This is a genomic window from Mesorhizobium sp. M0496 (assembly GCF_040321205.1).
GTDB lineage: Bacteria > Pseudomonadota > Alphaproteobacteria > Rhizobiales > Rhizobiaceae > Mesorhizobium.
Genome location: NZ_JAMYRC010000009.1, coordinates 76977 through 102930, shown reverse-complemented (window position 1 = coordinate 102930; position 25954 = coordinate 76977). Strand labels below are relative to the sequence as shown.

General features: G+C 62.1%; 25 protein-coding genes and 1 pseudogene. 11 read left to right on the top strand and 15 right to left on the bottom strand.

Annotated features, from left to right (window positions below; all coding sequences use genetic code 11):
- Positions 1–10: 10 nt before the first annotated feature.
- The 5 genes from NKI73_RS11400 (at position 11) to NKI73_RS11380 (ending at position 4710) form a co-directional block, all read left to right on the top strand.
- Complete coding sequence (locus tag NKI73_RS11400) at positions 11–964, top strand: type II secretion system F family protein (protein ID WP_352629668.1); 954 nt, start codon at positions 11–13, stop codon at positions 962–964.
- A 53-nt stretch (positions 965–1017) separates the two neighbouring features.
- Positions 1018–1557: a tetratricopeptide repeat protein gene (locus NKI73_RS11395; RefSeq protein WP_352629539.1), complete on the top strand. Its 540-nt coding sequence runs from the start codon at positions 1018–1020 to the stop codon at positions 1555–1557.
- Position 1558: 1 nt separating this feature from the next.
- Positions 1559–2083, top strand: coding sequence for a prepilin peptidase (locus tag NKI73_RS11390; protein ID WP_352629537.1), 525 nt, complete (start codon positions 1559–1561; stop codon positions 2081–2083).
- Positions 2084–2208: 125 nt separating this feature from the next.
- Complete coding sequence (locus NKI73_RS11385) at positions 2209–3276, top strand: phosphatase PAP2 family protein (RefSeq protein WP_352629536.1); 1068 nt, start codon at positions 2209–2211, stop codon at positions 3274–3276.
- Between the two features lie 168 nt (positions 3277–3444).
- Positions 3445–4710: a hypothetical protein gene (locus NKI73_RS11380; RefSeq protein WP_352629534.1), complete on the top strand. Its 1266-nt coding sequence runs from the start codon at positions 3445–3447 to the stop codon at positions 4708–4710.
- 27 nt (positions 4711–4737) lie between these two features.
- Here the strand turns inward: NKI73_RS11380 and NKI73_RS11375 are convergent, their stop codons facing one another.
- From NKI73_RS11375 to NKI73_RS11350, 6 genes are all read right to left on the bottom strand, one after another.
- A complete protein-coding gene (locus NKI73_RS11375; protein WP_502905626.1) occupies positions 4738–5673 on the bottom strand; it encodes a nucleoside hydrolase in 936 nt (311 codons plus the stop codon).
- 8 nt (positions 5674–5681) lie between these two features.
- Entirely contained in the window at positions 5682–6695 is a 1014-nt protein-coding gene (locus NKI73_RS11370) for a nucleoside hydrolase (RefSeq protein WP_352629530.1), read from the bottom strand.
- 11 nt (positions 6696–6706) lie between these two features.
- The gene (locus NKI73_RS11365) at positions 6707–7693 is read right to left on the bottom strand and encodes an ABC transporter permease (protein ID WP_352629528.1); all 987 of its coding nucleotides are present in this window, start codon (positions 7691–7693) and stop codon (positions 6707–6709) included.
- A complete protein-coding gene (locus NKI73_RS11360; protein ID WP_352629526.1) occupies positions 7681–8724 on the bottom strand; it encodes an ABC transporter permease in 1044 nt (347 codons plus the stop codon). The genes NKI73_RS11365 and NKI73_RS11360 overlap by 13 nt, the downstream gene beginning before the upstream one ends.
- Positions 8721–10295, bottom strand: coding sequence for an ABC transporter ATP-binding protein (locus tag NKI73_RS11355; protein WP_352629524.1), 1575 nt, complete (start codon positions 10293–10295; stop codon positions 8721–8723). The genes NKI73_RS11360 and NKI73_RS11355 overlap by 4 nt, the downstream gene beginning before the upstream one ends.
- Before the next feature lie 88 nt (positions 10296–10383).
- Entirely contained in the window at positions 10384–11388 is a 1005-nt protein-coding gene (locus NKI73_RS11350) for a BMP family lipoprotein (RefSeq protein ID WP_352629522.1), read from the bottom strand.
- A 253-nt stretch (positions 11389–11641) separates the two neighbouring features.
- Here NKI73_RS11350 and NKI73_RS11345 point away from each other — a divergent pair, with 253 nt between their 5' ends.
- Together NKI73_RS11345 and NKI73_RS11340 are read left to right on the top strand one after the other, a co-directional pair.
- Positions 11642–12226: an amino acid synthesis family protein gene (locus tag NKI73_RS11345; protein ID WP_352629520.1), complete on the top strand. Its 585-nt coding sequence runs from the start codon at positions 11642–11644 to the stop codon at positions 12224–12226.
- Positions 12223–12807: an amino acid synthesis family protein gene (locus NKI73_RS11340; protein WP_352629517.1), complete on the top strand. Its 585-nt coding sequence runs from the start codon at positions 12223–12225 to the stop codon at positions 12805–12807. The genes NKI73_RS11345 and NKI73_RS11340 overlap by 4 nt, the downstream gene beginning before the upstream one ends.
- Positions 12808–12907: 100 nt before the next feature.
- Here the strand turns inward: NKI73_RS11340 and NKI73_RS11335 are convergent, their stop codons facing one another.
- From NKI73_RS11335 to NKI73_RS11325, 3 genes are read right to left on the bottom strand one after another with little or no spacing between them, the layout of a single operon-like run.
- Complete coding sequence (locus NKI73_RS11335; RefSeq protein ID WP_352629515.1) at positions 12908–14098, bottom strand: amidohydrolase family protein; 1191 nt, start codon at positions 14096–14098, stop codon at positions 12908–12910.
- A gap of 43 nt (positions 14099–14141) precedes the next feature.
- Positions 14142–14696 carry a MarR family winged helix-turn-helix transcriptional regulator gene (locus NKI73_RS11330; RefSeq protein ID WP_352629513.1) on the bottom strand — a complete coding sequence of 185 codons (555 nt, stop codon included), beginning with the start codon at positions 14694–14696 and terminating at the stop codon, positions 14142–14144.
- Positions 14697–14744: 48 nt separating this feature from the next.
- Positions 14745–15389, bottom strand: coding sequence for a cysteine hydrolase family protein (locus tag NKI73_RS11325; RefSeq protein ID WP_352629511.1), 645 nt, complete (start codon positions 15387–15389; stop codon positions 14745–14747).
- 232 nt (positions 15390–15621) lie between these two features.
- Between NKI73_RS11325 and NKI73_RS11320 the strand changes: the two genes are divergently transcribed.
- Complete coding sequence (locus tag NKI73_RS11320; protein WP_352629509.1) at positions 15622–16476, top strand: NAD-dependent epimerase/dehydratase family protein; 855 nt, start codon at positions 15622–15624, stop codon at positions 16474–16476.
- On the top strand, positions 16473–17279 hold the full coding sequence (locus tag NKI73_RS11315) for an SDR family NAD(P)-dependent oxidoreductase (RefSeq protein ID WP_352629507.1): 807 nt from the start codon (positions 16473–16475) through the stop codon (positions 17277–17279). Before NKI73_RS11320 ends, NKI73_RS11315 begins: the two co-directional genes overlap by 4 nt.
- Here NKI73_RS11315 and NKI73_RS11310 read toward each other — a convergent pair.
- The 6 genes and pseudogenes from NKI73_RS11310 to NKI73_RS11285 all read right to left on the bottom strand — a co-directional run.
- Complete coding sequence (locus NKI73_RS11310) at positions 17276–18346, bottom strand: Gfo/Idh/MocA family oxidoreductase (RefSeq protein WP_352629505.1); 1071 nt, start codon at positions 18344–18346, stop codon at positions 17276–17278. The two genes, NKI73_RS11315 and NKI73_RS11310, sit on opposite strands and share 4 nt — an antisense overlap.
- A 1-nt stretch (position 18347) precedes the next feature.
- A complete protein-coding gene (locus NKI73_RS11305) occupies positions 18348–19256 on the bottom strand; it encodes a carbohydrate ABC transporter permease (protein ID WP_352629503.1) in 909 nt (302 codons plus the stop codon).
- A complete protein-coding gene (locus NKI73_RS11300; protein ID WP_352629501.1) occupies positions 19256–20191 on the bottom strand; it encodes a carbohydrate ABC transporter permease in 936 nt (311 codons plus the stop codon). The genes NKI73_RS11305 and NKI73_RS11300 overlap by 1 nt, the downstream gene beginning before the upstream one ends.
- Positions 20188–21126 carry a sugar phosphate isomerase/epimerase family protein gene (locus tag NKI73_RS11295; protein WP_352629499.1) on the bottom strand — a complete coding sequence of 313 codons (939 nt, stop codon included), beginning with the start codon at positions 21124–21126 and terminating at the stop codon, positions 20188–20190. The genes NKI73_RS11300 and NKI73_RS11295 overlap by 4 nt, the downstream gene beginning before the upstream one ends.
- Positions 21127–21222: 96 nt before the next feature.
- Positions 21223–22575 carry an ABC transporter substrate-binding protein gene (locus NKI73_RS11290; protein ID WP_352629497.1) on the bottom strand — a complete coding sequence of 451 codons (1353 nt, stop codon included), beginning with the start codon at positions 22573–22575 and terminating at the stop codon, positions 21223–21225.
- Between the two features lie 93 nt (positions 22576–22668).
- A pseudogene (locus tag NKI73_RS11285) lies at positions 22669–23138 on the bottom strand (SDR family NAD(P)-dependent oxidoreductase); the annotation flags it as partial.
- Positions 23139–23309: 171 nt separating this feature from the next.
- On the opposite strand from NKI73_RS11285, the gene NKI73_RS11280 reads away from it, so the two are divergent.
- Together NKI73_RS11280 and NKI73_RS11275 are read left to right on the top strand one after the other, a co-directional pair.
- Complete coding sequence (locus NKI73_RS11280; RefSeq protein ID WP_352629494.1) at positions 23310–24719, top strand: LLM class flavin-dependent oxidoreductase; 1410 nt, start codon at positions 23310–23312, stop codon at positions 24717–24719.
- Entirely contained in the window at positions 24716–25954 is a 1239-nt protein-coding gene (locus NKI73_RS11275; RefSeq protein ID WP_352629493.1) for an acyl-CoA dehydrogenase family protein, read from the top strand. Before NKI73_RS11280 ends, NKI73_RS11275 begins: the two co-directional genes overlap by 4 nt.

The window sequence follows — 25954 nt, the reverse complement described above, 5'->3', positions numbered from 1 at the left end:
TGCCATAAATCTGTTTTCGAACATCCAAGAAGACCTGAGTCTCTTGGTTTCCATTGCCGTCTTCGTGGCGGCGGTGGCGCTTTTCTTGTTCGGTGCGCTTATCTTCTTGCCGGCGCTGCAGACGCGAAAGCTAGTAGCGCAAAGCCTGATGGCCGAGGGAATTGCCAACCGCCGGTCGCTCGTTGGCCAGGAACAGATTGCCAAGATTTCGGCGCAGCGTCCAGTCGAGTCGTATTTCCGATCGATGGAGAAGGAGCGGAACGAGCCAAGCGCGTTGGAAGCAAAACTCTTTCGGGCCGGATTCTACCAGGCAAGTTCGCCGTTGATTTATACTTTGTCGCGGCTTGGTGCAGTCGGTATCGGGTTTTTAGCTGCCTACGCGCTTCTGTCCAGGTTATTGCCGCCGCAATTGCCCGGTTTCGTGACTTTGGCCGGGTCTGCTTTGTTCGGCCTCGGCTGCATCGTGATCCCAAGCATTCTGCTTGATCGCTTTGAGAACGGGCAAAAAAAGACCTATCGTCGCGGCTTTCCGGATTTCATGGATATGATGATCACTTGTGCCGACGCCGGTATGAGCCTGGAGGCGGCCGTCGAACGTGTCAGTGGCGAACTGGCCGGCACCCACAAATGGCTCGGCATTCAACTTTCGATCATGACTCTGCAGCTGCGTGCTGGCAAGCCGCTGCGAGAAGCACTGCGCGAACTCGCTGACCGTATCGGACTCGACGAGGCGCGGGCTTTGGCCGTACTGTTCCGGCAATCGGAGGAACTCGGCACTAGCCTGACCGACGCTTTGCGCGTTTACAGCGAAGAAATGCGCAGCCAGAGAATTCTCAGTGCCGAGGAGCGCGCCAATTCGCTGCCGGTCAAAATGATGATCCCATTGGGGCTTTGTATTTTTCCTGTGGTAATGATGGTGATCATGTTACCGGTGATCATTCGCATGCGAGGCGTTTTCTTCTAGTTAGGTATATGATTTTATCCTAATGTGAGTCGGGGACCCTAGGGGACACATTTATGAAGAGGGCTATCGCGGCCGCAGCCAGTCTGTTGATGATGGTGCTTGCCGGCTGCCAGACCGACGCCACCGACGGTGTCGTTCGCACCAACGAGCCGTCGAAAGGCGACGTAACGTCCTTTGGCGATGCTTTCGACGGGCTGAAGACGGTCGGCGACGTCGAATATTACGCCTCCGACCAGGCTGTTGCCGAAGCCAAGAACCAGTTCCGCGCCGAAAACTACGGCAATGCCGGTGCGCTGTTTTTCAAGGCGACGCAGCTGGCGCCCAATGATGGTAATGCCTGGATGGGACTGGCCGCCTGCACCGACCGGATCCACCGCTTCGACCTGTCGGACCGGGCCTATGTCAGGGCCTTCAAGCTGGTCGGCGCGACGCCCGAATATTACAACAATGTCGGCTATTCCTACCTGCTGCGCGGCAAGCTGCAGGACGCACGCTCGAATTTCCTCAAGGCCTATGAACTGGCGCCCAACGATCCGACCGTCGCCAACAATCTGAAGCTGCTGTCATCGAGCGTGCAGAACATCGAGCGCTAGCATGTTGCTCGTCGAATCCCTGCTGCTGAAGGTCCTCGCCATCCCTCTGCTGGCAAGGATTGCCTGGCTCGACTTCACCACCCAGAAGATATCCAATCGCGACGTGTTGCTGCTGCTCTGCCTGGGGGCGGGGTCGCTGCTGCTGTTGGCGCTCCGGTCTGGTTCCTGGTGGGACATCGGACTGAGTGCCGGTGCCGGGCTTCTGCTGTTCGTCGCGCTCTTCCCGTTCTGGGCCTTACGCAAGATTGGCGCCGGCGATGTCAAACTGCTGGCCGTGGTGCCCCTTCTGATCGGTGGAAGCGGGCTGCTCGTGTTTTCGGTGCTGTTGTTGGTTTTCGCACTGGCCACGGCGGTCGTTGTGAAGAGTCCATTCTTGCTGCCGCAAGGTGCCTTCCGTGTTTATGTACAGCATCTGGACCGCAAGGGCGTCGTGCCGTTCGGCGTACCAATTTCGATCGCTTCGATCTGCGCGATAGCGTTTTTAGCCTATATCGCTCTGATTCCGGGTCCAGGGTCGGCTGGTTGAACTCGAGTCAAGGCACGGACAACTATGCCTTCGTGGTGTTTGATGCCCCGCAGGTATCGTGGTTCCAATTGGTTTATTCCATGGCTGCTGAAGCCACGGCTCTCTAATGCTAGGTCGACACCTTGATGATCTCCGCAACCGGAATTGTACAGCGCAATAGTACGGCTACATGGCGCGCCAATTCGTCGTTCTTTGTCACGGTGATCGTCTATACGCTGGCGGCGTGTGCCGCCGCTTCGCACTGGGTTATACCCATCAACGTCCGGCTCTACAGCGAGCCCTTCTGGCTATTTGGTTTCGGTGTAACCTTGATTTTGTTTGTTGTTGTTGCAACGCGGGTCATGCTTGAGCGACCGCAGCGACTATTCCCCGCCCTTTGGGACCGACTGGTCGCCAATGATTTGCCCAAAAGACTCGTCACTGGCTTGCCGGTCATGCTAATTTTGCCGGTATTTTTTTCCCTTTTTACCAGTATGAAGGGCGACCTTGGCAGGATGATGCCGTTCTATGCCGACTCCACACTCATAGCAATTGACCGAGCGATACATGGCGGCGCCGACGCTTGGTTGTTGTTGCATCCTTTTTTTGGCTACGGCCCGGTAACGCTTGCCGCCAATTTCTTCTACAACCTATGGTTCGTGGTGATGGGTGTCGTATTGTTTTGCGTCACCTTCTCCGTCGGCAATCCACGTGTCAGGGCGCAATATTTGGTGGCATTTGTCCTAACCTGGGCGCTTTTGGGCAATCTGGCCGCTTCGTTATTCGCATCCGTTGGGCCAGCTTTCGTCATGACATTTTATGGCAATGCCACATTTTCCCCTCTGATGGATTATCTTCACGCGACTGATGTCTCCTATCCTATCTGGGCGCTCCAGACCCAGCAGGCACTGCTTGCTGAGGTCACCTTGGACGGCCCCCGATTGGGCGGCGGGATTTCCGCTTTTCCCTCGCTTCACGTCGCTATAGCAACTCTGAATGCCATCTATCTCTGGCGCTTTGGCGGCCCGCTGCGTTGGGCTGGCGTCGCCTTTTTGATCGTAATTCAGCTGGGATCAGTCCTTCTCGCTTGGCATTATGGGATTGACGGATATGCTTCGATGCTGGCGACGCCGATCATATGGATCGTTGCCGGACTCATAGCGAAACCTTGGCCGCGCTCGACGCGAATCGAAATCCCATCCCAGAGTCGGTAGCCGGTCAGAACTACGAACGCGGGTTAACGGGTTCCCTCGCAGTCTTCGCCGGCGCATAGACTGACGGAAACGAAAAACCCGCCTGGCGGCGGGTCACTGGCGCAAATCAGCACCATGGACGAATATGTACCATAGCTGAGGGCACGGAGTCAAGAAAAAATTCCTATCATGAACGGCGCCGCCGACACCCCCGAACTGGCTGTCGTCAGGTTTTTCGTCAACCTGAGTTCGGAACCCGGGGACCTTGCCGATCGATCAGGTCGATGGCTAAATAAACGATCACAGGGAGAAGGCAGCATGGCACTTCACCTTTCGGCGGATGCGCCGGTCTCAGTCGCCCCGCAGAAATATCTCTTTGGTCCGTTCATCGACTTTTTCATGCTTGGCGGGAGCGCGTTCCTGATCCTGCCGGTCCTGTATTTTGTGCCTCTCAAATACGAAGGTCTGGTGGCGTTGACGGCGTTCTTGCTGTCGCATCTCATAAACCAGCCGCACTTTGCCCATTCGTACCAGATTTTCTATCGCAATTTCGCGCGCAAGGTGCGCGGTGATGGGTACGACAGGAATCTCCAGCTTCGTTACATTTTCGCGGGCATTTTCGTCCCGCTGATCATGTGCGCTTTCTTTGCCTATGGCTCCGTGACCGGGAACGCTCGCCTGCTGGGATATGCGACCAATGCGATGGGCTTTTTCGTGGGCTGGCACTACGTCAAGCAAGGCTACGGCATGCTGATGGTGGACGCCGTGTTGAAGCGCAAATTCTTCAGCGATCAAGACAAGAAAGTGTTGCTGTTCAACGGCTATGCCGTGTGGCTGTTCGCCTGGCTCCAGACAAACGCGGTGATCACCGAAAGGCAGTTCTGGGGCCTGGATTACTACACATTCGCTGTCCCGCCATGGCTCCTCAACATCGCGCTCGCGGTCGCCGCTGCTTCCTCGGCGGCCACCGTCGTGATGTTCGTCAATCGGTGGCGCAAGCATGGCGGCGCGCTGCCGTATAACGGCGTCGTCGCCTATGTCGTCACCCTCTATGCCTGGATCCTGTTCGTGACGATAAATCCGCTCTGGCTGCTTGTGGTGCCGGCGCTCCATTCGCTGCAGTACCTGGCGGTGGTCTGGCGTTACCAGACCAACGTCGAGCGCGACCGCGCGGATGCCGCCAGGGATCCGGGACTCAAGGTCCTGTCCATTCTCGGGCCGCTGTACAGGCTGCGGGTGCTGATATTCATCGTCGCCGGCACAATTCTTGGCGCGCTTGGGTTCTGGCTCGTGCCGATGGCGCTGACCGCCCTGGTTCCCTACGACAAACAGGTGCTCGGCTCGTCGCTTTTCCTCTTCATAGCGTGGATATTCATCAACGTGCATCACTACTTCCTGGACAACGTGATGTGGCGTCGCAGCAACCCGGAAGTGTCGAAATATCTGTTCCGCTAGCCACGTGACCCTCCGCCCGCGAGATGTTCAGTCCCGCAGCAGATCGAACATCAGCTTGAAGAAACGGTCCGCATCGACCTCATATGCGATGCGGGCATTGTCCTTTTCACCGCGCTCGCTCCAGAAATCGGCGATGGTCGCGCCGAAGGCGTAGGTGCCGGACAGATCGACGCCGATATGGGCAGGGCGCATGCGCACCAATGTCGGGTCGATGGCGAGCGCCAGCGCCAGCGGATCATGCATGGCGCCGCCGACGCCCATCGAGTCGCGATGCAGCTTCTCGTAGAACAGCAGCCAGTCGTTGACGAGCCGGCCGAGTGGCGTGTCGATGGTGGCGAGTTCGGCATATTGCGGCGCCTCGACCAGCACCTGCATGGTGACGTCGAGGCCGACCATCAGGATCGGCACGCCGCTGTCCAGAACGATCTTCAGCGCTTCGGGGTCGCAGAACGCATTGAACTCGGTCGGCGTGATGATCTCGCTCTTGCGATAGAACACGCCGCCCATCCAGATCAGTTCCTTGATCTTGGGCAGCACATCGCGATGCTTGAGGATCATCAGGCCGATATTGCTGAGCGGGCCGGTGGCAACGACCAGGATCGGTTCGGGGGCGGCGCGCAGCTTGTCGGCCAGGAAATCGACCGCATGCCGATCGACCGGTTTGATCGTCGCCTGCGGCAGGTAGGGCGAGCCCTCGAGGCCGCTTGGACCATCGGCGGTGCCGAGCACCAGCAGGCGCGCCAGCGGACGGTGACAGCCCTGCGCGACAGGCACGTCGCCAGCGCCGATATATTCCAGGATGCGCAGGGCGTTGGCGGTCGTCTTCTCGACCTCCGCATTGCCGCAGGTCGTGGTGACGCCAACGAGTTCGATGGCCGGAGAGCGATGCGCCATGACCAGCGCAATGGCGTCGTCATGGCCAGGGTCGCAGTCGAACAGGATGGGAGTTGGCTTGATCATCATGTCGTCTTTCACGCCGCCCGCTCGTAGCGCGCTATGGTTTTCTTGAAGCTATCGAGGAAACGCCGGCCGTCGAGGCCGGTGCAGATGCGGGTGGTCCTGGGTCCGCCGCCGGGCAACAATTGCCGGCCGCGATAGGCGACGGTCTGGCCGCGCGCCAGCCTGCCGTCGAGCACGACGTCGGCAAACAGCGGCTCGGTCATCGTCGCCAGGCCAGGATCGAAAGCCAGCGCCACGGTGATCACGTCGTCCATCGGGAAGCCGACAAGGTCGAAGAATTCGCGCCAGATGTCGATGTAGATCGGAAAGCTGTCGGCGATCATCTCCAGGACGGGATTGTCCCTCGCGACGGCCTGCATGTCGGCGATGTCGTCGCGTGTCAGCATCGAATCGGCGACGCGATTGTCCTCGCAGATGTCGAGCGGGACGAGAATCTTCTCGACATCGGCGTTCAGCACGATGCGCGAGGCCTCCGGGTCGGCCCAGATATTGTATTCCGACAAGGGCGTGATGTTGCCCGGTGTCTGGAAATTGCCGCCGAGCACGATCAGCCGCTTCAGCGCGCCGGTCAATCGTGGCTCCTGCAACACGGCCATCGCCGCGTTGGTCAACGGGCCGGTGGTCACCAGCGTGATCTCGCCCGGATTGGCCATGACCGTACCGATGATGAAATCGACCGCATGTCCTGATGTGGCTTGCCGCACGGGCGTCGGCGCCGGCGGGTTGAACTTCTCCAGGCGATCGCCGAACCGGGCAACAAGCCGTTTTTCGAAATGGACCGGCGCCTCCATGTCGGCCTTGGCGTTGCCGACGATCGGCCGCCATGCGCCGGCGTGAACGGGGATGTCGTCACGCCCGGCGAGCGTCAGCGTGTTGAGGACGACGTTGGTGACCTGCTCGATCGGGCCGGCCGCACCCGTCACAGTTGTCACGCCCTCGAGCCGCAGCTTCGGATTCACCGCTGCAAACAGCACGGCGAGAATATCGTCGCCGGCCGAATCCACGTCGAGGATTATGCGTTCCATGGAGGGTTCCTTCACTGGGGATTTCTGCCGCCGGGCTCGGCGTTCTTGTCCACCGACAGCAGTTTCCGCATCGACTCCAGTGTTTCCGCGATGGCCCTTGGACGCGCCCGGTAAGACAGCGCAAACAGGGCGATCAGCGCCACGACGTAGGGGACGGTGAGAACCAGATAGGACGGATAGCCGAACGTCTGCAGGCGCAACGAAAAGGCATCCGCGAAGCCGAACAGCAGGCAGCCAGCCAGAACCTTCAGCGGATCGCCGTTGGAAAAGATCAGGATCGCGACCGCCATGAAACCGCGGCCCGATGACATGTTTTCGGTGAACATGGTGATGTAGCCGAGTGACAGATGCGCGCCGGCGAGGCCCGCCAGCAATCCGCACAGCAGGGACGCGGTGTAGCGGACGCGGGTGATCGAGATGCCGAGCGCCTCGGCGGCTTCCGGCTTTTCGCCGACGACGCGGATATAGAGGCCGAGCCGCGTCCGGTTGTAGCACAGAACCAGCAGCGCCACGGCGATGAAGGCGACATAGACGAGTGGCGTGAAGCCGGAGATCAGCGGCGCCCATGAACCGAGAAGGTCGCGGGCACCGGGCAATTGGACTTTCGGCAGGCCGACGATGCCGTGCCCGACGATCGATCCGCGCGTGCCGAAGATCGCTTTCATCAGCGAGATCGTCATGCCGCCGGCCAGGATGTTGAGCGCCAGCCCGACGACCACTTCATTGGCTTTGAAACTCACCACCAGAACAGCAAAAGCCAGGGCGAAGACGAGCGCCGCCGCGACGCCGCAGGCGACGCCCGCCAGTGCGGAACCCGTCCAGATCGAACCGAGGACGGCGAAGAAGGCGCCGACCAGCATCTGCCCTTCGAGGCCGATGTTGAAGATGCCGGCCTTGGTGGTGAACGAGCCGCCAAGCGCGACCAGAAGGATGGGCGCGGTGGTGCGAAGCGTGGCTACGATCAGCGCGATGTTGACCAGCCTGTCTAGAATTTCCATCGCCGCTCCCCTGCCTGGCTGTCGCCGCGCCTTCTCACAAGCACCTGGGCCGACACGCTGAGGATGATCAGCGCCTGGATCACGGTGATGATCTCGCGCGACGCACTTGTATCGACCTCGAGCAGCAGCGATCCGTTGCGCAGGGCGCCGAAGAACAGCGCGGTGAAGATGGTGGCGACCGGCGAGCCATTGGCGAGCAGGGCGGCGATCAGCCCATCGAAGCCGAAACCGGGAGCAAACCCTTCCATGAAGCGGTGATGGACGCCGAGCGTCTCGACGCCACCGGCCAGCCCGCCGACAGCGCCCGAAAGGAGCAGTACCAGGAAACCCTGCCGTTTCACGTTGACGCCGCCATATTCGGCGAATTTCGGCGCCGAACCGACCATCGTGACGCTGTAGCCCCACCGGGTGTAGCGGAAAACAAGGGCTGCGCCGACCGCCAGCACCAGGCCAATGACCAGGCCCCAGTTCAACCGCGAGAAGGTGAAGATCTCCGGCAGATAGGATGTGGGCAGGATCGGCGGCGTCTCCGACCAGCCGCCCGGCCGTTTGAAAAGGAAAATGGTGAAATAGGAGGTAAGCAGCACCGCCACGTAATTCGACAGGATCGTCGAGACCACCTCGTTGGTGTTGTAGCGGGCGCGGAAGTAGGCGGGGATGGCGACCCAGGCCGCGCCTGCCACGATCGCGAGCGCCAGCGCCGCCAGCGTGTGAATGCCCGCGGGCAGGGGCATGGCAAAGCCGACCCAGGCGGCAGCGAAGCCGCCGAGGAACAGCTGTCCCTCGATGCCGACGTTGAACATGCCGCCGCGCAAGCCGATGCAGGCAGCGACACCGCAGATCAGGATCGGCGTCGTCTGCAGCAAGGTCCCGGCAATCTTCTCCTGGTCGCCGAAGGCGCCGCGCAACAGGGTCATGAACACACGCACTGGGCTTTCGCCAACCATGAGGATGATGATCGCACCCATCAGCAGCGCCACACCGATGGCGATGATCTGGCCGGAAACGGCACGCAAGTGGTCTTTCATCATGCGGTCTCCGCCGCGAAGTCTGGCGCGGCCACGCCTGCCATCATCATGCCGATGCGCTCCTCGTCGGCGTCATCGCCGGCGACCTCGCCCATGATCCGCCCGTTGAACATCACCAGGATACGGTCGGCAAGGGCGGCCAGTTCATCGAGCTGCACGGAAATCAGCAGGATCGCGCGGCCGGCGGCGCGCTGGCGCATGATCTCGTCATGAATGGCCTCCTGGGCGCCGATGTCGACGCCACGCGTCGGCTGATCGATCAGCAGGAAATCGGCGCCGTTGGTGAATTCACGTGCCAAAACGACCTTCTGGATGTTTCCGCCGGAAAGCAGCTTGACGGCATCGCCCGGTCCGCGTGCGCGAATATCGAAGTCCTTGATCAGCGTTTCGGCATTCTGGCCGATGGCGTTCCAGTTGAGCACGCCGCCGCGGCTCCATGGTGCGCGATGCTGGCGGCCCATCAGGATGTTGGCCGATATCGAAGCGTTGCGGTCGACCCCGCGGACCATGCGGTCGCCTGGAACATGGGCAAGGCCTGCCTCGCGGATCGCGGCAGGCGAGAGGGCGGTGAGGTTCTGCCCCTTCAGCCAAGCCCCGCCATGGCTTGCCTGCCGCAGGCCCGAAAGCACTTCCGCCAGCTCTGTCTGACCATTGCCGGCCACACCCGCGATCCCCACCACCTCGCCGGAGCGGACCGTGAAACTGGCGTCGCGAAGGGCCGGCAGCAGGCGATCGTCGCGCGCCCACAGATCCTTCACTTCGAGGACCACGTCGCCGTTCAGCGACGCGCGCGGCCGTCGGTCGAAGCTGACCTCGCGGCCGACCATCATGTGCACCAACTCGTCCTTGCTGAGTTCGGCCTTCGGTCGCGTCGCCACCTTCCTGCCATTGCGCAGCACTGTCACCGTGTCGGACACTTCCATCACCTCTTCCAGGTGGTGCGAAATGAAGATCACCGTCATGCCCTCCGCCACGAAGCTGCGCAGCGTCTGGAACAGTTCACGGCTCTCTTGCGGCGTTAGCACCGCGGTAGGTTCGTCGAGGATGATGGTGCGCGCGCCGCGCACCAGAACCTTCAGGATTTCGATGCGTTGCTCTATGCCGACCGAAAGAAGCCCGACGCGCTCGGTCGGATCGACCTGCAAGCCGAAGCGCTTCGACAGTTCGCGCGTGCGTGCAATCTGTGCAGCGTGGTCGATCAGCCCGTGGCGACGGATTTCCATGCCGAGAAAGACGTTGTCGGCGACCGAGAGCGAGGGAACCAGCTTAAAATGCTGGTGAACCATGCCGAGCCCGGCCTTTATCGCCATGGACGGGTCGGCGATCACGATCTCCTCGCCGTTCAACCGGATCGAGCCTTCGTCTGGCTGCAGGAGGCCGAACAGGATGTTCATCAGCGTCGTCTTGCCGGCGCCGTTCTCGCCGATGATGGCGTGGATCTCGCCGCGGCGGACCGCAAGGTCGATGCCGTCATTGGCGACGAATGCGCCAAAACGCTTGGTGATGCCAGTCAACTCGACGGCCATTGCGGCAGTGCTGTGAAGGGTCGGCGACCCCGGCGTGTTGGACAACATGGCTCTCGCAGATTGGACACTGATCCGCCGCGGCAAGCCGCGGCGGATCAGTGTAGCGCTTTCTTGGGAGGGAGGCGCTTTTGTTGGTTTACTTCGCCTTGGCGATCGCGATCTTGCCGTCGAGGATGCCCTTCTTGATCTCATCCAGTTTGGCTGTCACGTCAGCCGGGATCTTGGAGGCGATGTCATCGCAGACCTTGACTTCGACACCACCCGAGGCGAGGTCGAACGTGCGTGTGCCGGCGGTGATCTTGCGGCCTTCGACCTCGTCCTTGATCAGCGTATAGACGGCGATGTCGCCGCGCTTCAGCATGCTGGCCAGCACATTGCCGGGGGCCGAGCCGCACATGTCGATGTCGACGCCGATCGAATATTTGTCGACCGCGGCACTTGCCTGCATGACGCCTTCACCTGTCGGGCCGGCAACGTTGTAGACGATGTCGGAGCCTTGGCCGTAAAGCGCCTGGGCAAGCTCGCTGCCCTTGGCGGGATCGTCAAAGGTTCCGGCGAACACGGAGTTCACCTTCACATCGGGCGCGGCGTATTTGGCGCCTTGCTCGTAACCACCGAGGAAGTTGCGGATCACCGGGATATCGCGGCCGCCGACGAAGCCGATGGTCTTACCGTCGCCGATCTTGTCGAAGGCGGTGCCCTTGGCTTCGATCATGCCGGCGAGCGCGCCGGCGACGAAGGAGCCCTGTTCCTCGGCGAAGTTGGCGTAGATCATCTTGGGGTTGTCGAGGACGCCATCGATGAACACGAAGCGCTGGTCGGGATATTCCGCGCTGACCTTCTGCAGCGAGTCCACCAGTTCCCAGCCCATCACGAAGATGAGGTCATACTGTTTGCCCTTGGCAAGGTTCTCGAACTGCTGCTGGTAGTCGAGCGCGCGATTGCCGGTATCGACCAGCTTGAGGTCGATGCCGAAATCGGTCTTGGCCTTGTTGAGGCCGTTGACGATCGAAACGCCGAAGCCCTGAGCAAAATATCCTGAGATGGCGGCCACGGAAACCTTGGCCTGTGCGGCGGCCGACCCGAACGAAATGGCAAGCATCGTGCCGGCCAGACATAAACTCTTGAGCGCCCTTTTCATGTCATTCCCCTTCAGCTTTTTTCAGCTTTTGAAGCCACGCTTTGACCACCCCACGTGTCGCCGGGACAGCGGCGAGTTCGTTGATGGTCATATGAGTTTAGGAGCGGCTCAACAGGCTGTCAATCGCCATCCGCTGCAGTTTTCTTGGCCCTTCGCTCACTTGCTGAACGTCTGCGCTTGACAAATATCGACGATGCATAATTGTTGATACTCTAACGAGTTTTCATGAACGACGTGACGAAGGAAGCGAACAATGCCGGCTGTGTTGGTCAGGAAATTTCTGGTTCAGGTCGAAGAGATCTTCCATGAGGGCGGGCCCCAGGCGGCACGCCCGCTGAAGCGTGGCGCGGTCGTTGCCGTCATCGCCAACCCTTTTGCCGGACGCTATGTCGAAGAGATTACCGGCTTCATGGAAGACCTGAAGCCGCTCGGTCTCGATATGGCCCGGCGCCTGATCGACGCCATTGGTGACGGCGGCCAGGCCATCGAAGGCTATGGCAAGGGTGCCATCGTCGGCGCCGCCGGCGAGCTTGAACACGGCGCGCTCTGGCACAATCCGGGCGGCTACGCGATGCGCGAACTGCTCGGCAACGCCAAGGCCATCGTGCCCTCGACCAAGAAGGTCGGCGGCCCCGGAACGCGCATCGACATCCCGATAACGCACATAAATGCCTCCTATGTGCGCAGCCATTTCGATGCGATCGAGATCGGCATTGCCGACGCGCCGCGCAGCGACGAAATGGCGGTCATCCTGGCGATGACGACCGGCGCGCGTGTTCATGCACGGGTCGGCGGTCTTGCCGCCGCCGACATCAAGGGTGAGGACGGATTGCGATGAACCCGGAAATCCGCCGCATCATCACCATCGTCGAGGAAACCCGGATCGAAGGCGGTCGTCCCGTCGATCCGCCGACGCGACGTGCCGCGGCCATTGCGGTGATCCGCAACCCTTATGCGGGCACCTATGTCGAGGACCTGTCGGCGCTGAGCGCTGTCGGCGAAGCGTTGGGAGACATCTTGCCCAAGCGCGCTATCGCTGCTCTCGGCACTGCCGGTGACCGGGTCGAGAGCTTCGGCAAGGCGGCCGCCGTCGGTGCTGACGGCGAACTCGAACATGCCGCAGCTATCCTTCACCCAAAACTCGGTGCCCCGTTCCGCGATGTGCTCGGCAAGGGTGCCGCACTCATTCCCTCATCGAAGAAGCGCGGCGGCCTCGGCGTGTCGCTCGACATTCCGCTCGGCCACAAAGATGCGGCGCGGGTGCGCAGCCATTTCGATGGCATGGAGGTTCGCGTTCCCGACGCACCGCGTGCCGACGAGATCGTCGTCGCCATCGCCGTCACCGATTCCGGCCGGCCGCACCCGCGCGTCGGCGGGCTGACCAAGGACAAGATCGTCGGCGAGGATGGCGTCAGCTAGAGCAATTCCAGGAAAAGTGCACGACGGTTTTCCCGGGAAAAGCGCATGCCGCTTTCCCTTGGAAATTGCGTAAAAACAAAGTCCGTGAAGGTCGTCGCCATTACACAGCTCTGACCTCCGGCACCCGCATCGCCGGCGGGGTGTTGCGGCTCCGGCCGGTCCGCACCACGCCATCGATGACCACCATTCCGATGCCTGGAAGATTGCCCAGCGCCACGCTGTCGAGCAGCCCGTCGCCGGCACCGCCGATCGCCTGATCCATGAAGATCAGGTCGGCGGCGCGACCAACCTCGATCATGCCGCGATCATCCAGCCCGCGCACGCGCGCCGTGTTGCCGCTGGCAAAACAGAACGCCACTTCCGGCGCGATACCACCCAGCGAAGCCAGCATGGTCAGGGTCCGCAGGATGCCGAGCGGCTGCACGCCGGATCCGGCCGGGCTGTCCGTGCCGAGGACGACGCGCGCAAGTTCGCCGCGCTGCCTTGCCAGGTCGAGCACGAACAGTCCGGTGCGCAAATTGCCGTTGTGGACGATTTCAAGCGCCCTCGAACCCTTCTCGCAGATCTGCCGTATTTCCGCGTCGGGCAGGGCGGTTGGCCCGCCATTGACGTGGGCGACGATGTCGGCGTCGACCTCCAGCACGACATCCGCGCCGATGCGGCCGGAGCCGGGCAGAGACGGGCCCCCTGTATGGGTCATGGAGGTCATGCCGTATTTGCGTGCCCAGGCGATCATCTGCCGGCCGGTCGGCCCGTCCTTGACGCCGCCAAGCCCGACCTCGCCGACAAGCGTCACCCCGGCTTCGGCGAGAGTGCGGAAATCCTCTTCGGTAAGGCCGGGTTCCAGGATCGGTGCCCCGGCCAGGATCTTCATGCCGTTCGGACGGAAATTGGAGAAGGTGCGCTGGGCAGCGATCGCCAGCGCCTTCAGCCCGACCAGGTCGCGCGGGCGGCCTGGCGTGTGGACTTCGCCCGCCGAGACGATGGTGGTGACGCCGCCATGCACGGTCGAATCCATCCAGCCGATCTGGTTCTGGCGCGGTGTCCAGTCGCCGGCCACCGGATGGGCATGGTTGTCGATAAGCCCCGGCGCGACCGCGCAGCCCATCGCATCGATGATCGTCGCTGCGCTGCCGTCAACATCGCCTGCCTTGCCAATGCCGGCGATGCGGCCATCGGCCACGACGATGGTGTCGGCGTCGATGATCGGTTGAGCGAGATTGCCGCTCAGCATCAGACCGATGTTGCGGACAACGAGCGTGTTGGCAGACGACTGGGGGTCGGACGACATCGATTCTCACTTCTGCTGTTATGGAAAAAGGTCTGGACGCCGCTTATTTGCCGCCGTCGCCATTCGATGGATCGTCGTCATTGATACGCTGGAGCAGGCGAAGCAGCGTCGCCTGCTCCGCCGGTGAGAGCGGCGACAGGAACCGCCTTCCAACTTCGACGCTGCGTTCGAGCCGCTCGAGCGTGTAGTCGGTTCCCTTGCCGGTCAGCGCGATCATCGTCAAACGTTGGTCGGTGTCGGAAGCGCTGCGCGTAATCAGCCCGTGTTTGAGCAGCTTGCGCATGACGATGCTGATGGTCGATGGGTCCATCGCCGTCAGCCGGCCGAGATGGTTCTGTGAGACTTCGCCATGCTTTAGGATCGTGGCGAGCGCCGCGAACTGGGTTGGCGAAAGGTCTTCGCCGGCCATGACCTGCTGGAAGCGCAGCGTCGCGCGCTGATGCGCCCGGCGGATGACGTGCGCCGGGTGGCGGTCCAGTTCGTAGCCGGTCTCAGCGTATTGCTGCAGCACTTGCTCACGGCTCAGAGGCGCCGCATTGCCGCTTGGCCCTTTCGACGTCCCGTCGTTTTTGGGCTGCGGTTTCTTTTCAGTCGTCACGCCGGACTCCTATCGCCGCTGTCTCGGATGCCGCCGGCCTGAAAGGGTTCAAGCCGCAACACTCGCCGGTTGAAGCGACGTCCCGTCGCGAAGGGCTGCGACGACATCAGCTGAATCGCTGACCACGCCGAAATGCGTCGCTATGTCGTAGAGCGAACTTTCCTGCTCGCGCGGCCCCGTCGCCGCGCAGCAATCGCTGGGCACCACCACCTCATAACCCTCGAAAAAGGCGTCATGGACGGTCGAGCGCACACAGATGTTGGTGACCACGCCGAAGATGACCAACTGATCGACCTGCATATCTTTCAGCGTCAAGTCGAGGTCGGTTTGAAAGAAGGCCGAGTAGCGCCGCTTGATCACGTGGATCTCATCATCGCGGGCGCCGAGGTCCTCGATGATTTCCGGCCCCCAGCTTCCCTCCAGGCAATGCGGCGTACGCTTCAGCCATTCGCGCTCGCGTCGCATGCCGGGCCGATGGCTGTCGTGAACCCAGATCACCGGCACGCCGGCGGCGCGCGCCGCCTCGATGACGGCCAGCTGCGGTGCGACCAGTGTCTCGTATCCAGGCAGGACCATGGCCCCGCCGGGCTTGCAGAATTCATTGACCATATCGATGACGACAACGGCCGCACGGCGTGGATCGAGCCGCACCGCGTCATCGTGCCGATGTGAGGAAAAACTGTCCACGGGCATGGCGATCTCCTTTGACCGATCGTTGATGCTCATACAAAAAACCCTGGCGGATGCCAAGTCAATCCCGTTCGACGCAAAGCGTGCTCGTCGGCCTTGCGCACCGCGCTCCGACAAGGGTATGCGCTATTTGTTCAGCGCGAAATGGCCTTGACAAGGCTCTTCAATCATGTGCTCGATTTGTATGACCATCAATGATATTCAAGCCGCTGAATTGCGGATCCGAGGTCGAGATATGAAGACGATCGTCACCGGAGCCAGTGGCCTGCTTGGCCGCCATGTGGCCGAGGCTCTGGTTGCGGCCGGCCACGATGTGCTGGGCATTGATACCGTGGTGCCTTCTGGAGTCGCATGGCGCCACGCAACCGCCGATTTGACCGATCTTGGATCGGCGCTGCAGCTGGTGCGTGATTGCGATGCCGTGGTGCATGTCGCGGCCATTCCGCGACCTACCGGCCGGGCCGGCGGCGAGGTGTTCAAGACCAATGTCGCGACAGCCTACAATGTCGTCGAGGCCGCTGTCATGGCTGGTGCCAGGCGCTTCATCTATGCCTCGTCCTTCAGCGTTTTCGGCTATCCCTTTTTCGAGAAGCCGGTGCGGCCGCCCTATCTGCCGGTCGACCTGAACCACCCGGTCGGCGCGCAGGACCCATACGGCCTGTCGAAATGGCTGGGCGAAGAAATCGTCGACGCGGCGGTGCGTCGCGGCGCCTTTTCGGCGGTCAGTATCCGCATGCCGTGGATCCAGACGCCGGGTTCCTTTTTCGCTGGCGTCGGTCCGCGCCGCGCCACCGCCGACAGTGCCCGCGACCTGTGGAGCTATCTCGACTCGCGCGATGCCGGGCAGGGTTTCCTGCGGGCGCTTGAATGGCAAGGCGAAGGCCATCTGCGCGTCATCTTGAGCGCTGACGACACCTTCATGGAAGAGGAAACCGAAGCGCTCGTGCGCCGGGTCTACCCTGATGTCCCGCTGTCGCGGCCGATCGCCGGCTTTGGCACCGTACTCGACACGGTCCATGCGCGCGAAACGATCGGCTTCGAGGCAAGCCATTCGTGGCGTTCCTATCCGAAGCCGGAGTCCGGACAATGAAATGGTTCGACAAACAGAATGTTCTCGTCACCGGCGGCGCCGGCGCGATTGGCAGCGCCGCGGTGCGGCGTTTCCGCGACGAAGGCGCACGGGTTGCCATTGTCGACCGCAATGGCGCGTCGGCACAGCAACTGGCCCGCTCTCTCGGCGAGGACGTCCTGGCGATCGAGGCCGACGTCACCGACGAAGCGGATGTGCAGCGCGCAGTCGCAACGACCGTCGAGACGTTCGGCGGCCTCGACGTCGTGTTCAACAATGCCGGTATTTCCGGCGCCATCGCTCCCGTTCACGACCTGCCGGTCGAGGACTGGGATACGATCATCCGCATCAATCTGCGCGGCATCTTCCTCGTTCTGCAGGCATCGCTTCGGGCGATGATCAAGGCCGGGACCGGTGGCTCGATCGTCAACATGGGCTCGTCCATGGCCGGTTGGGACGTCCTTTCGGGCGGTGCGGGTTATGTTGCTTCCAAACACGGCGTGGTCGGCCTGACGCGGGTCGCAGCACTCGATGCGGCGCCTTATGGCATACGCGTGAATGCCATCTGTCCCGGCGTGATCGAGACGACGCTTGGCGTGCCGGCTTCCGGCGGCGGCGATTTCAAGAGCAGTGTCCAGCATTTCGCCGATCGCATTCCGTTGCGCCGCATCGGCCAGCCGGACGATGTCGCGGCCGCGGTGGCCTTCCTGGCCTCCGACGAGGCAAGGCATGTCACTGGCGTGGATTGGCTGATCGACGGCGGCCAGACCTTGCAGAGCTGGGCTAACGCGCCGGCCGGCGGCGCGTTTCCGAAGTTTCGCTAAAGTCTCTTGGGCGGCATTGCCTGGATGATCCGGACGGCAAGGTCGAGGTCGGCGAGACCGCCCGAAAGAGGCGTGCGCGGCTTCGCGCCGGCATGGATGCAATCGGCGAAATGCAGCCACTCGCGGCGGAACGACGTATCCGGAACGCCAGGTATCACACGTTCGGACGCGGTTTCGCCTGCCGCTTCGCGTAGCCGGACCGTCGCCGAGGCATTGCGGTAGTAGGGGTTCTGGAATTCGATCCGCACCTCGTCGTGCTCGCCATGCACGTGGATCCACTCGTCCCACCATTCATACTGGGCAAGTGCCATGTCGAAGAGGCAAGGGACGCCGCCATAGTCGAGTACGGCCAGCAACTGGTTCGGACCGGTCTGTTGTGCATGGACGACGCGGTCCGGCGTGCCGAAAGCGCCGCGCATGACGGCAAGATCGTGGCTGCTGAGGCCCAGCAGCAAGAGATAGAGGTCGCGATAACCGGCATGATCGGCACCGAGTGCCGCTTCGACGCGCCGGGCGACGGCATCGCGCCCCGCCGCGAGCATATCGGCCGGCACGTCGGTGATGCGGGTCTGCGTATAGAGCTGGCCATAGCGGTCGAAGCGGCCGGCGAAATCATGGACATGGATCGACTTCGGTCGGCCGATGGCGGCAATGCGCTCAAGGCCGATCTCATAGCCGGGGTCGTAGAATTTCATATAGCCGACAAGGGCGACGAGGCCGCTCCGCTCGGCCTGCTCGACCAGCGGCCGCGCCTCCTCAGGGGTAAAGGCAAGCGGCTTCTCGACGATCAGGTGCTTGCCGGCGCGGATTGCGTCGGCGACCATCTCGCCATGGTCGTAGGTGCAGATCACCACCGCATCGACATTGGGATCGGCAAGCAGCGCACGATGATCCGTATACCTTGCGGCAACGCCATAATGTTCCGCGACCTTGCCGACCGTGCCGGGCGAGATGTCGCACAAAGCGGCGATGCGAAACGCCGGCAATTCCATGAGATAGGGCAAGTGCATCAGCTGGGCGATCTCGCCGCAACCGATGACGCCAACGCCAATGACGCGATCCTGCATGTCAACCCTTCACGGCGCCGGCGGTTAGGCCGGCGATGAACTGCCGTTGCATGGCGACAAAGACGACGATCACCGGCAGTGTCGTGATCGTCAACGCGGCGAAGTAGAGGCTCCACAGCGAGTCGTACTGCTGGAAGAAGCTGACCAGCCCGAGCGGGATGGTCTGCACCGACGGGTCGCGCAGCAGCAGGAAAGCCAGGAAGAAATCGTTCCAGATCTCGATGAAGCCGAAGATGAGGATCAGCGCGACACCCGGCCGGACCAAAGGCAGCATGATATGAATCAGGATCTCCAGCCGGCTTGCGCCATCGACACGCGCGGCGTCTTCGAGATCGGCCGGCAGCGTGACGAAGAAGCTGCGCAGGATGAAGACCGAAAGCGGCAGCGATGTCGCGGCATAGATGAAGGCAATACCGAGCCGGTTGTTGATCAGGCCGAGATCGCGCGCCACCATGAACAGCGGAATGGCCATCACTTGCGGCGGCACCAGCATGGCCGCCACCGCGACTGCAACCACGAGACCGCGCCCGGGGAACCGAAGACGCGCCACCGCATAGGCGCAAGGCGTCGCGACCGCGACCAGGATGATCAATGCCGAACCGGTGACGAAGACGCTGTTGACGATGCGCGATCCCATGCCGGCGATCCGCCAGGCGTCGGCATAGTTCTGCAACATCAGGCTCGACGGCGGACCCCAGACATTGCTCAGCATTTCCTGCTTGGTCTTGAGCGAGCCGAACAGCACCCAAAGCAGGGGATAAAGCGTCTCGAAGAGCACGAGGACGAGCGCGGCATAGATGCCGGCGAGTTCGAGGATGCCGCTTATGCCGAGGCGCTGCATGAGCCCGCGACGGCGATCGCCGGCCGCGCCATCGCCAAGGGAAATCGGGGGGTTGGCGGTGGCTCTCATCAGATATCAAGCCTTTGCCGCCGCATCAGGGCCAGAAGACCGACACTGGCCAGCCCGACGATCAGGAACAGCACATAGCCGATGGCGGCGGCATAGCTCATGGCGCCGTCCTGGAAGGCCTTGCTCATCATGTAGGTAAGCACCACTTCGGTGGCGTGGTTCGGGCCGCCCTTGGTCAAGACATAGACGATGTCGAAGTTGCGCACGAAGGCGCCGGAAAGGCCGAGGATCGTGTTGATGAAGACGATCGGCATCATCATCGGAACGGTGACGTGCCGGAAACGCTGCAGGGGGCCGGCGCCGTCCATCTTCGCCGATTCATAGAGCTCCGAGGGGATCGTCTGCAGCCCGGCCAGATAGATGACGGCATGGAAGCCGAGCCATTTCCAGACATCGACGACGATGATCGAGTAGAGCGCGATGTCGGCGTCGCCAAGCCATGACTGTTTCAGCGCACCGAGGCCGACGAGATCGAGCCCGCTGTTGAGCAGCCCGAAGACCGGATTGTAGATCCAGGACCAGAGCAGGCCGACGGCGACGAAGGACATCGTCACCGGGATGAACGCGGCGGCGCGAAAGAAGGTACGGCCGAGCAGCGCCCGGTTCAAAAGCAGCGCCAGCCCGAGCCCTAGCACATTCTTCAGGATCACGACGGCGACGACGAAAATCAAATTGTTGCGCAGCGCACCGAGGAAGATGCGATCATGCGCGAGGCGCCAGTAGTTGGAGAAGCCTGCCCAGGTCGGGTCGGAAAATCCGTCCCAATTGTGCAGGCTGAGCCAGAAGCCGTTGATGAACGGCCAGAAATAGAAAAGACCGAAGAGGATCGCGGCGGGCAGGATCATCACGAAGGCCGTAGCCCCGTCCCCGGCGTCGAAGCGCCAGCTGCCGGATCGGCCCGAAACAGGAGCCGCCTCTTGCGGTCGCGTGCTCATGCGGCCTTTGCGCCTTGCGGGGTCAGCACCAGCCCGAGCGTATCCCTGACATAGGCGATGCTCTCAAGCGTGCTTTGCTCCGCTGTCTTCTTGGACGCATCCAGCTCGATGATGGCGAGGCCATCGTAGTTTGCCTCCAGCAGGACGTCGACGATGCCGGCAAGATCGACGACGCCGGCACCGAGCTCGCAAAAGGCGCCGTAGCGGTCATAGCCCTTCAGCGCCGGATCGACCCTGGTGTCCTTGAAATGCATGTAGCGCACGGCCGAAATGTAGGTCTTGACCGCGTCGACCGGATCGGAATTGGTGTGGGCAAGATGCGCCGGATCGATGCACAGGCCGGCCAGGTTGGTGTCCAGCTCATCCATCATGCGGTCGAGCTGGTCGCGGCGCTGGATGAAGGTGTCGAGATGCGGGTGATAGACCGTCTCGATGCCGAGGTCCTTTGTCCGCCTGCCGATATCCTCAAGCGCCCGGCAGAAGGCGCGGTAGTCATCGGCCGTGTGCGGCCCGGCAGCGGCCTCCGAGGGACCGCCGCCGAGAACCAGCACCGGTGAGCCGAACCCTTTCAGCAGCCTGGTCAGCGCGACGAGCACGTCGCGCTCATAGGGCCAGGCGACAGGGTTGGTGAAGATCGCATTGACGTAGAAGGAGGAGAGCTTGATGCCATACTCGCTCTGGCCTTCCGACAGCAGCGCGTAACGCCGCAAGATGTCGGTGTCGGTGGTGACACCCATCGGCGCCTGATTGCCGAGCTGCATGTATTTGCGCGCATACTGGTCCGACAGGCTGGTGAATGCGAGGATCTCGAACCAGCCAAAGCCCTGGTCGGCCAGGAACTTGATGGCCGGCCTGAGCGGAAGGCCGGTCAGGTCCCAGCTGTTCAGATGATAACCGATCGAGAAGCGCTGCCGTTCGGCGCGATTTGTCCTCATGTGTTCTCTCCGATTGATGAGGCTGCCCGAAGCGGGCAGCTTCATTTTCTTGCCTGGCGCATCAGCTTCGCTGGATGCGCGCCCGCTTGCAGGGGCTCATTTGGGCGGCCAGCTGCCCTGGGCCTTGAGGTCGTCGAAGGTGGTCTGGATCGATGCGGCGGCGTCTTCGGGCGTGGTCGTGCCACCGACGATGCCGGCGATTGCCGAAGCCGTGGCGGTCGCGACTTCCGACGGCCAGATCCAGTCGAGGAACTTGATCGTGTTCGGGAAGGCTTGCTTGCGCAGTTCGACGGCATAGGCATCGTCGACCTGCGGCACGCCCTTGATCGAGGCCGCGATCGGCTGTTCCGGCGCGAGATAGAGCGTCGCGACCTCTGGCCTTGTCAGATATTCGATGAACTTGACCGCGGCATCGAGCTTTTCGGGCGGGATCGAAGAGGCGACGCACATGCCGTTGTCGGCACCGCCGCCATGGCCCGGCGCGCCCGGCGTTCCGTCCATCTTCGGAAAGGCGAAGACGCCCCATTTGAAGTCCTTGACGCTCGACTGGAGCGACGGGATTTCCCAGGTGCCGCCATAATACATGGCGCTCTTGCCGGCGGCGAAGGCCGCACGCATGCCGTCCTGGTCGACGGAAAGCGAATCCTTGGAAAGGATGCCGTCATCGACCCATTGCTTGATCAGCTTGAACCCTTCGACATCAGGGGCATCGGTGAATTTCGCCGTGCCTTCAAGGTTCTTCTGCGTCTTGCCGACCGGGTCGCCCGAGGCCTGCGAAAAGGTTTCGAAGTACCACATCGGCCACATGACGGTGTTCGAGCCCTGATGCAGGAGAGGGATCACGCCCGCGGCCTTGAACTTCGGCACGGCCGCCTTCAGGTCGTCATAGGTCGTCGGGACGGGGATGCCGAGCTTCTGAAAGAGATCGACATTGTAGAAGATCGTCGATGTCGAAAGCGTCGAGATCGGCACGCCGTAGACCTGCCCGCTGACCGTGAAAGCGCCAAGCGCCGCGGCGTCGATCCTGTCCTGGAACGGCTTGATCTTGTCGGTAATCGGCATCACCAGTTTGCGCCTGACATAGGCGCCATTTGTGTAGAAGGCCGGGCAGGCGATCAGATCCATTTCCTGGTTTGCCAGCTTGGCGGTCATCACGCGCTGAATGGAATCGGTCTGTGGTCCCTGGGCATCCCACTCGACCGCGGCGACATCGGGATTGGCCTTGAGGAAGCCGTCGATAACCTGCTGCTGGATTTTCTTCTGCTCGTCCGGCGGTTGACGCGGCGCGAGTTCGTCGAGCGCCGAGCCGCCGAAAATCTTGAGCGTGATCCCGTCGGCGTGGCCGATGCCGGGCAGTGTGATCAGGCCGAGGCTTAAAAGTGCGGTGGCAAGGATGGGGGCGGCGGGACGTTGTTTCGGACGATGGGTCACTCTCTGCTGAAGGGGCATCTGGCTCTCCTTTACGCCAATGCCGAGGGGCAACCTCGGGACCAAGATCGTTGATGGTCATATGATCTTGGTCGCCTGTTGATGTTTTTGTCAATCGGCAGGAGTGCCTATTATTTCATCGATCTCGTTGGCCCTGAAAATGGCTTGAGGTACCTCGACATCGGCATCCGTGACGTTCTCACCACGCGCGGACTTCTCCAGGATCGGGGTGCGGATCGAGCCCGGGCTGACGGAATTGACGCAGATGCCGGCGCGCGCATGGTCGAGGGCCAGCGCGCGCGTCAGCGTGTGAATGGCGCCCTTGGCATAGGCGGCGACGTTCTGCTGGCAGGCAAAGCCCTGCACCGAAGCCACGTTGACGATGGCGCCGCCGCCACGCTTGATCATTTCCAGAATGCCGAAATGCACGGTCAAATCGATCGACCCGATATTGCCGACATCGCTTTGTTCCAGGTTTTTCGAAATCGGTGCTGGTAGATATAGGCGATGATCGTCACACCGCCTGCAGCGAGGCGTCTGGCGGTTGCGAGGCCAATCCCGGTCGTCCCCGCTACCAAGGCCACCGTCGTCTCGACATGGCGGCTTCAACGCCATCCAGTAATGGCCATCGAGTAATGGATTGTCACAAACGCCGCGATCTTTAGGAAAAATCTCCACGCGCGATCGTCTGAATTACACTAAATCCATAGACAAAGATTAGTCGCCATATGGCGCGCGTTTGTCTGGGTTGTCATATGGCAAAATCTCCCATCATTCTCAATGGCTTCACCATGAACGCCGTCTCCCATGTCGCCTACGGACTTTGGCGTCATCCGGCCGACCAGGCGTATCGCCACGCCGAACTCGACTACTGGATCGAGCTTGCCAGGGCGCTGGAGGAGGGCGGCTTCGACTGCTTGTTCATCGCCGATGCGCTGGGTCTCCTCGACGTCTATGGCGGTGGATACGATGCCTCGCTGGCAAAAGGCGTTCAGTCTCCGGTCAACGATCCGCTGTTGCTGGTCTCAGCCCTTGCCGGCGCGACAGACCGGTTGGGTTTTGGCGTCACCGTTTCGACGACCTACGAAAAGCCGTATCTGCTGGCACGCAAATTCACCACGCTCGATCACCTGACCAAGGGGCGCATCGCTTGGAACGTCGTCACCTCGCAGCTCGACAGCGCGGCGCGCAATCTCGGCCTGGACAAGCAGGTGGCGCATGACGAGCGCTACGAGATAGCCGACGAATTCATGGATGTCGCCTACAAGCTCTGGCAGGGCTCCTGGGAAGACGGAGCGCTGGTGCGCGATCGCGGCAGTGCGGCCAAACCGGACGGTCTCTATACCGACCCGGCAAAAGTCCATTCGATCGGTCATTCCGGACGCTATTTCAACGTGCCGGGCCCGCATCTTTCGGAGCCCAGTCCGCAACGGGTGCCGGTGCTGTTCCAGGCAGGCGGTTCGCCGCGCGGCCAGCACTTTGCCGCCCGTCATGCGGAGGTGGTCTTTGTCGCCGGTGCCGATGTCGATGGCATCCGCCGCAATGTTGCTGAGGTGAAGCGGCTTGCCCGCGAAAAGGGCAGGGCTCCCGGCAGCATCAAGTTCATATCCGCGGTCTCCGTGATCACGGATGCGACCGATGCCGCCGCTTCAGCCAAGCTCGCCGACTACAGATCGCACTGCGATGTCGAAGGCGCTCTGGTGCATTATTCGGCGACGACGGGCATCGACTTTTCCAGGCACGATCTCGACCAGCCCATCCGTTACACCGAGACCGACTCCAACCGTTCCCTGTTGCGCATGTTTGACGACCCGTCGTCGGGCCGCCAGTGGACCCTGCGCCAGGCGTTTTCGCCGGAGGGTGGTTTCGGGCGCAGCAAGTCCTTTGTCGGCGGCCCGAAGACCGTCGCCGACGAGCTGGAACAATGGCTGGAAGCGACCGATACCGACGGCATCAACCTGACACATGTGGTCAGCCCCGGCAGCTTCATCGACTTCTCTGCCCACGTCGTTCCCGAGCTGCGGAAGCGCGGACGAATTCGCGAGGATGTCGGTCCCTCGCTGCGGTCCAGGCTCTTCGGGCGCGACAGCCGTGTGCCCGCCGATCACCCCGCGGCGCAACATGCGTTCTCGCAGGTCCGCCGGCCGGAGGCGTTGGCATCATGACGATCCACGCCGCCGTTCAGCGCGAGCAGCGCAGTGATTTTCAGGGCTGGGTCGAGCGGGCCGAGGAGGTCGCCCGCGAACTCAAGCGCACCGCCGCCGCGCGCGATCTGGCCGGCGCCGCACCGCATGCCGAGATAGACCTTTTGCGCCTGGCCGGCCTGCTGACGATCTATATCCCGAAGCGATTTGGCGGCGGTGGCGCGACGCCGGCCGAAGTGCTCAGGATCGTCCGCATCCTGGCAAAGGGCGATACATCGATAGCCCAGATCGCCATCTACCATCTGTTCGGCACGGCGATCGGTCTGGACGGCAACAATAAGACCTTGATCGAAAAACGGCTGGACGGCTTTTTCTCCAAGGGCTGGTTCCATGCCGGCATCGCGCAGGCCGCCTACGAGCCGCTTGTCGAGGCAAGGCAGGTGGACGGCTGCTTCGTGCTCGATGGCGCCAAGCCTTTCACCAGTGGTGCGCAGGTGGCCGATACGCTGCAGGTCTGGGTACGCTTTGCCAAGGGCACGCGGATTTCCGGCATCGATGCCAGCCGTCATATCGGCCAGTTCATCGTCGCAAATCCCACGCCCGGCCTCAGCTTCGGCAATGACTGGGACAATATCGGCCAGAGGCTGACGGTCAGCGGCAGCGCGACGCTCGAAAATGTCGCCGCATCCGCTGACGATCTGGTCGGGCATTGGCCGGAAGATACGGTTCATCCGCCGCATGCCACGCTGCACGTGCCGATCGTCCATGCGGCCTTCGGCGAACTCTATCTCGGCACCGCGCTTGCCGCTCTGGAAGACGCCAAGGACTACATCACCCAGCGCGGCAGGCCATGGCTGTCCTCACCGGCGAAGAAAGCTTCCGAGGATACGCTGGTCGTCGAGCGCTTCGGCCGGCTTTCGATCGCGCTGGCGTCCGCCGAGGCACTCGCGGATGCGGCTGGCGAAGCCGTGCAGCGCGCCTTCGAGCGCGGCAGGGATCTCACCGCGGAAGAACGCGGCCGCACCGCGGCAATCGCCTATCAGTCGAAGGTGCATTCGACCGAGGTCGCCCTGGAAGTGACGTCGCGCATATTCGAGCTGACCGGCGCCCGCTCCACTGCCCGCTCGCTCGGCTTCGACCGCTACTGGCGCAACGTCCGCACCCACAGCCTGCATGATCCCGTGCACTACAAGGTGCTGGAAGTCGGTGACTTCGCGCTCAACGGCCGTGTGCCGCCGTCAACCTACTATTCGTGA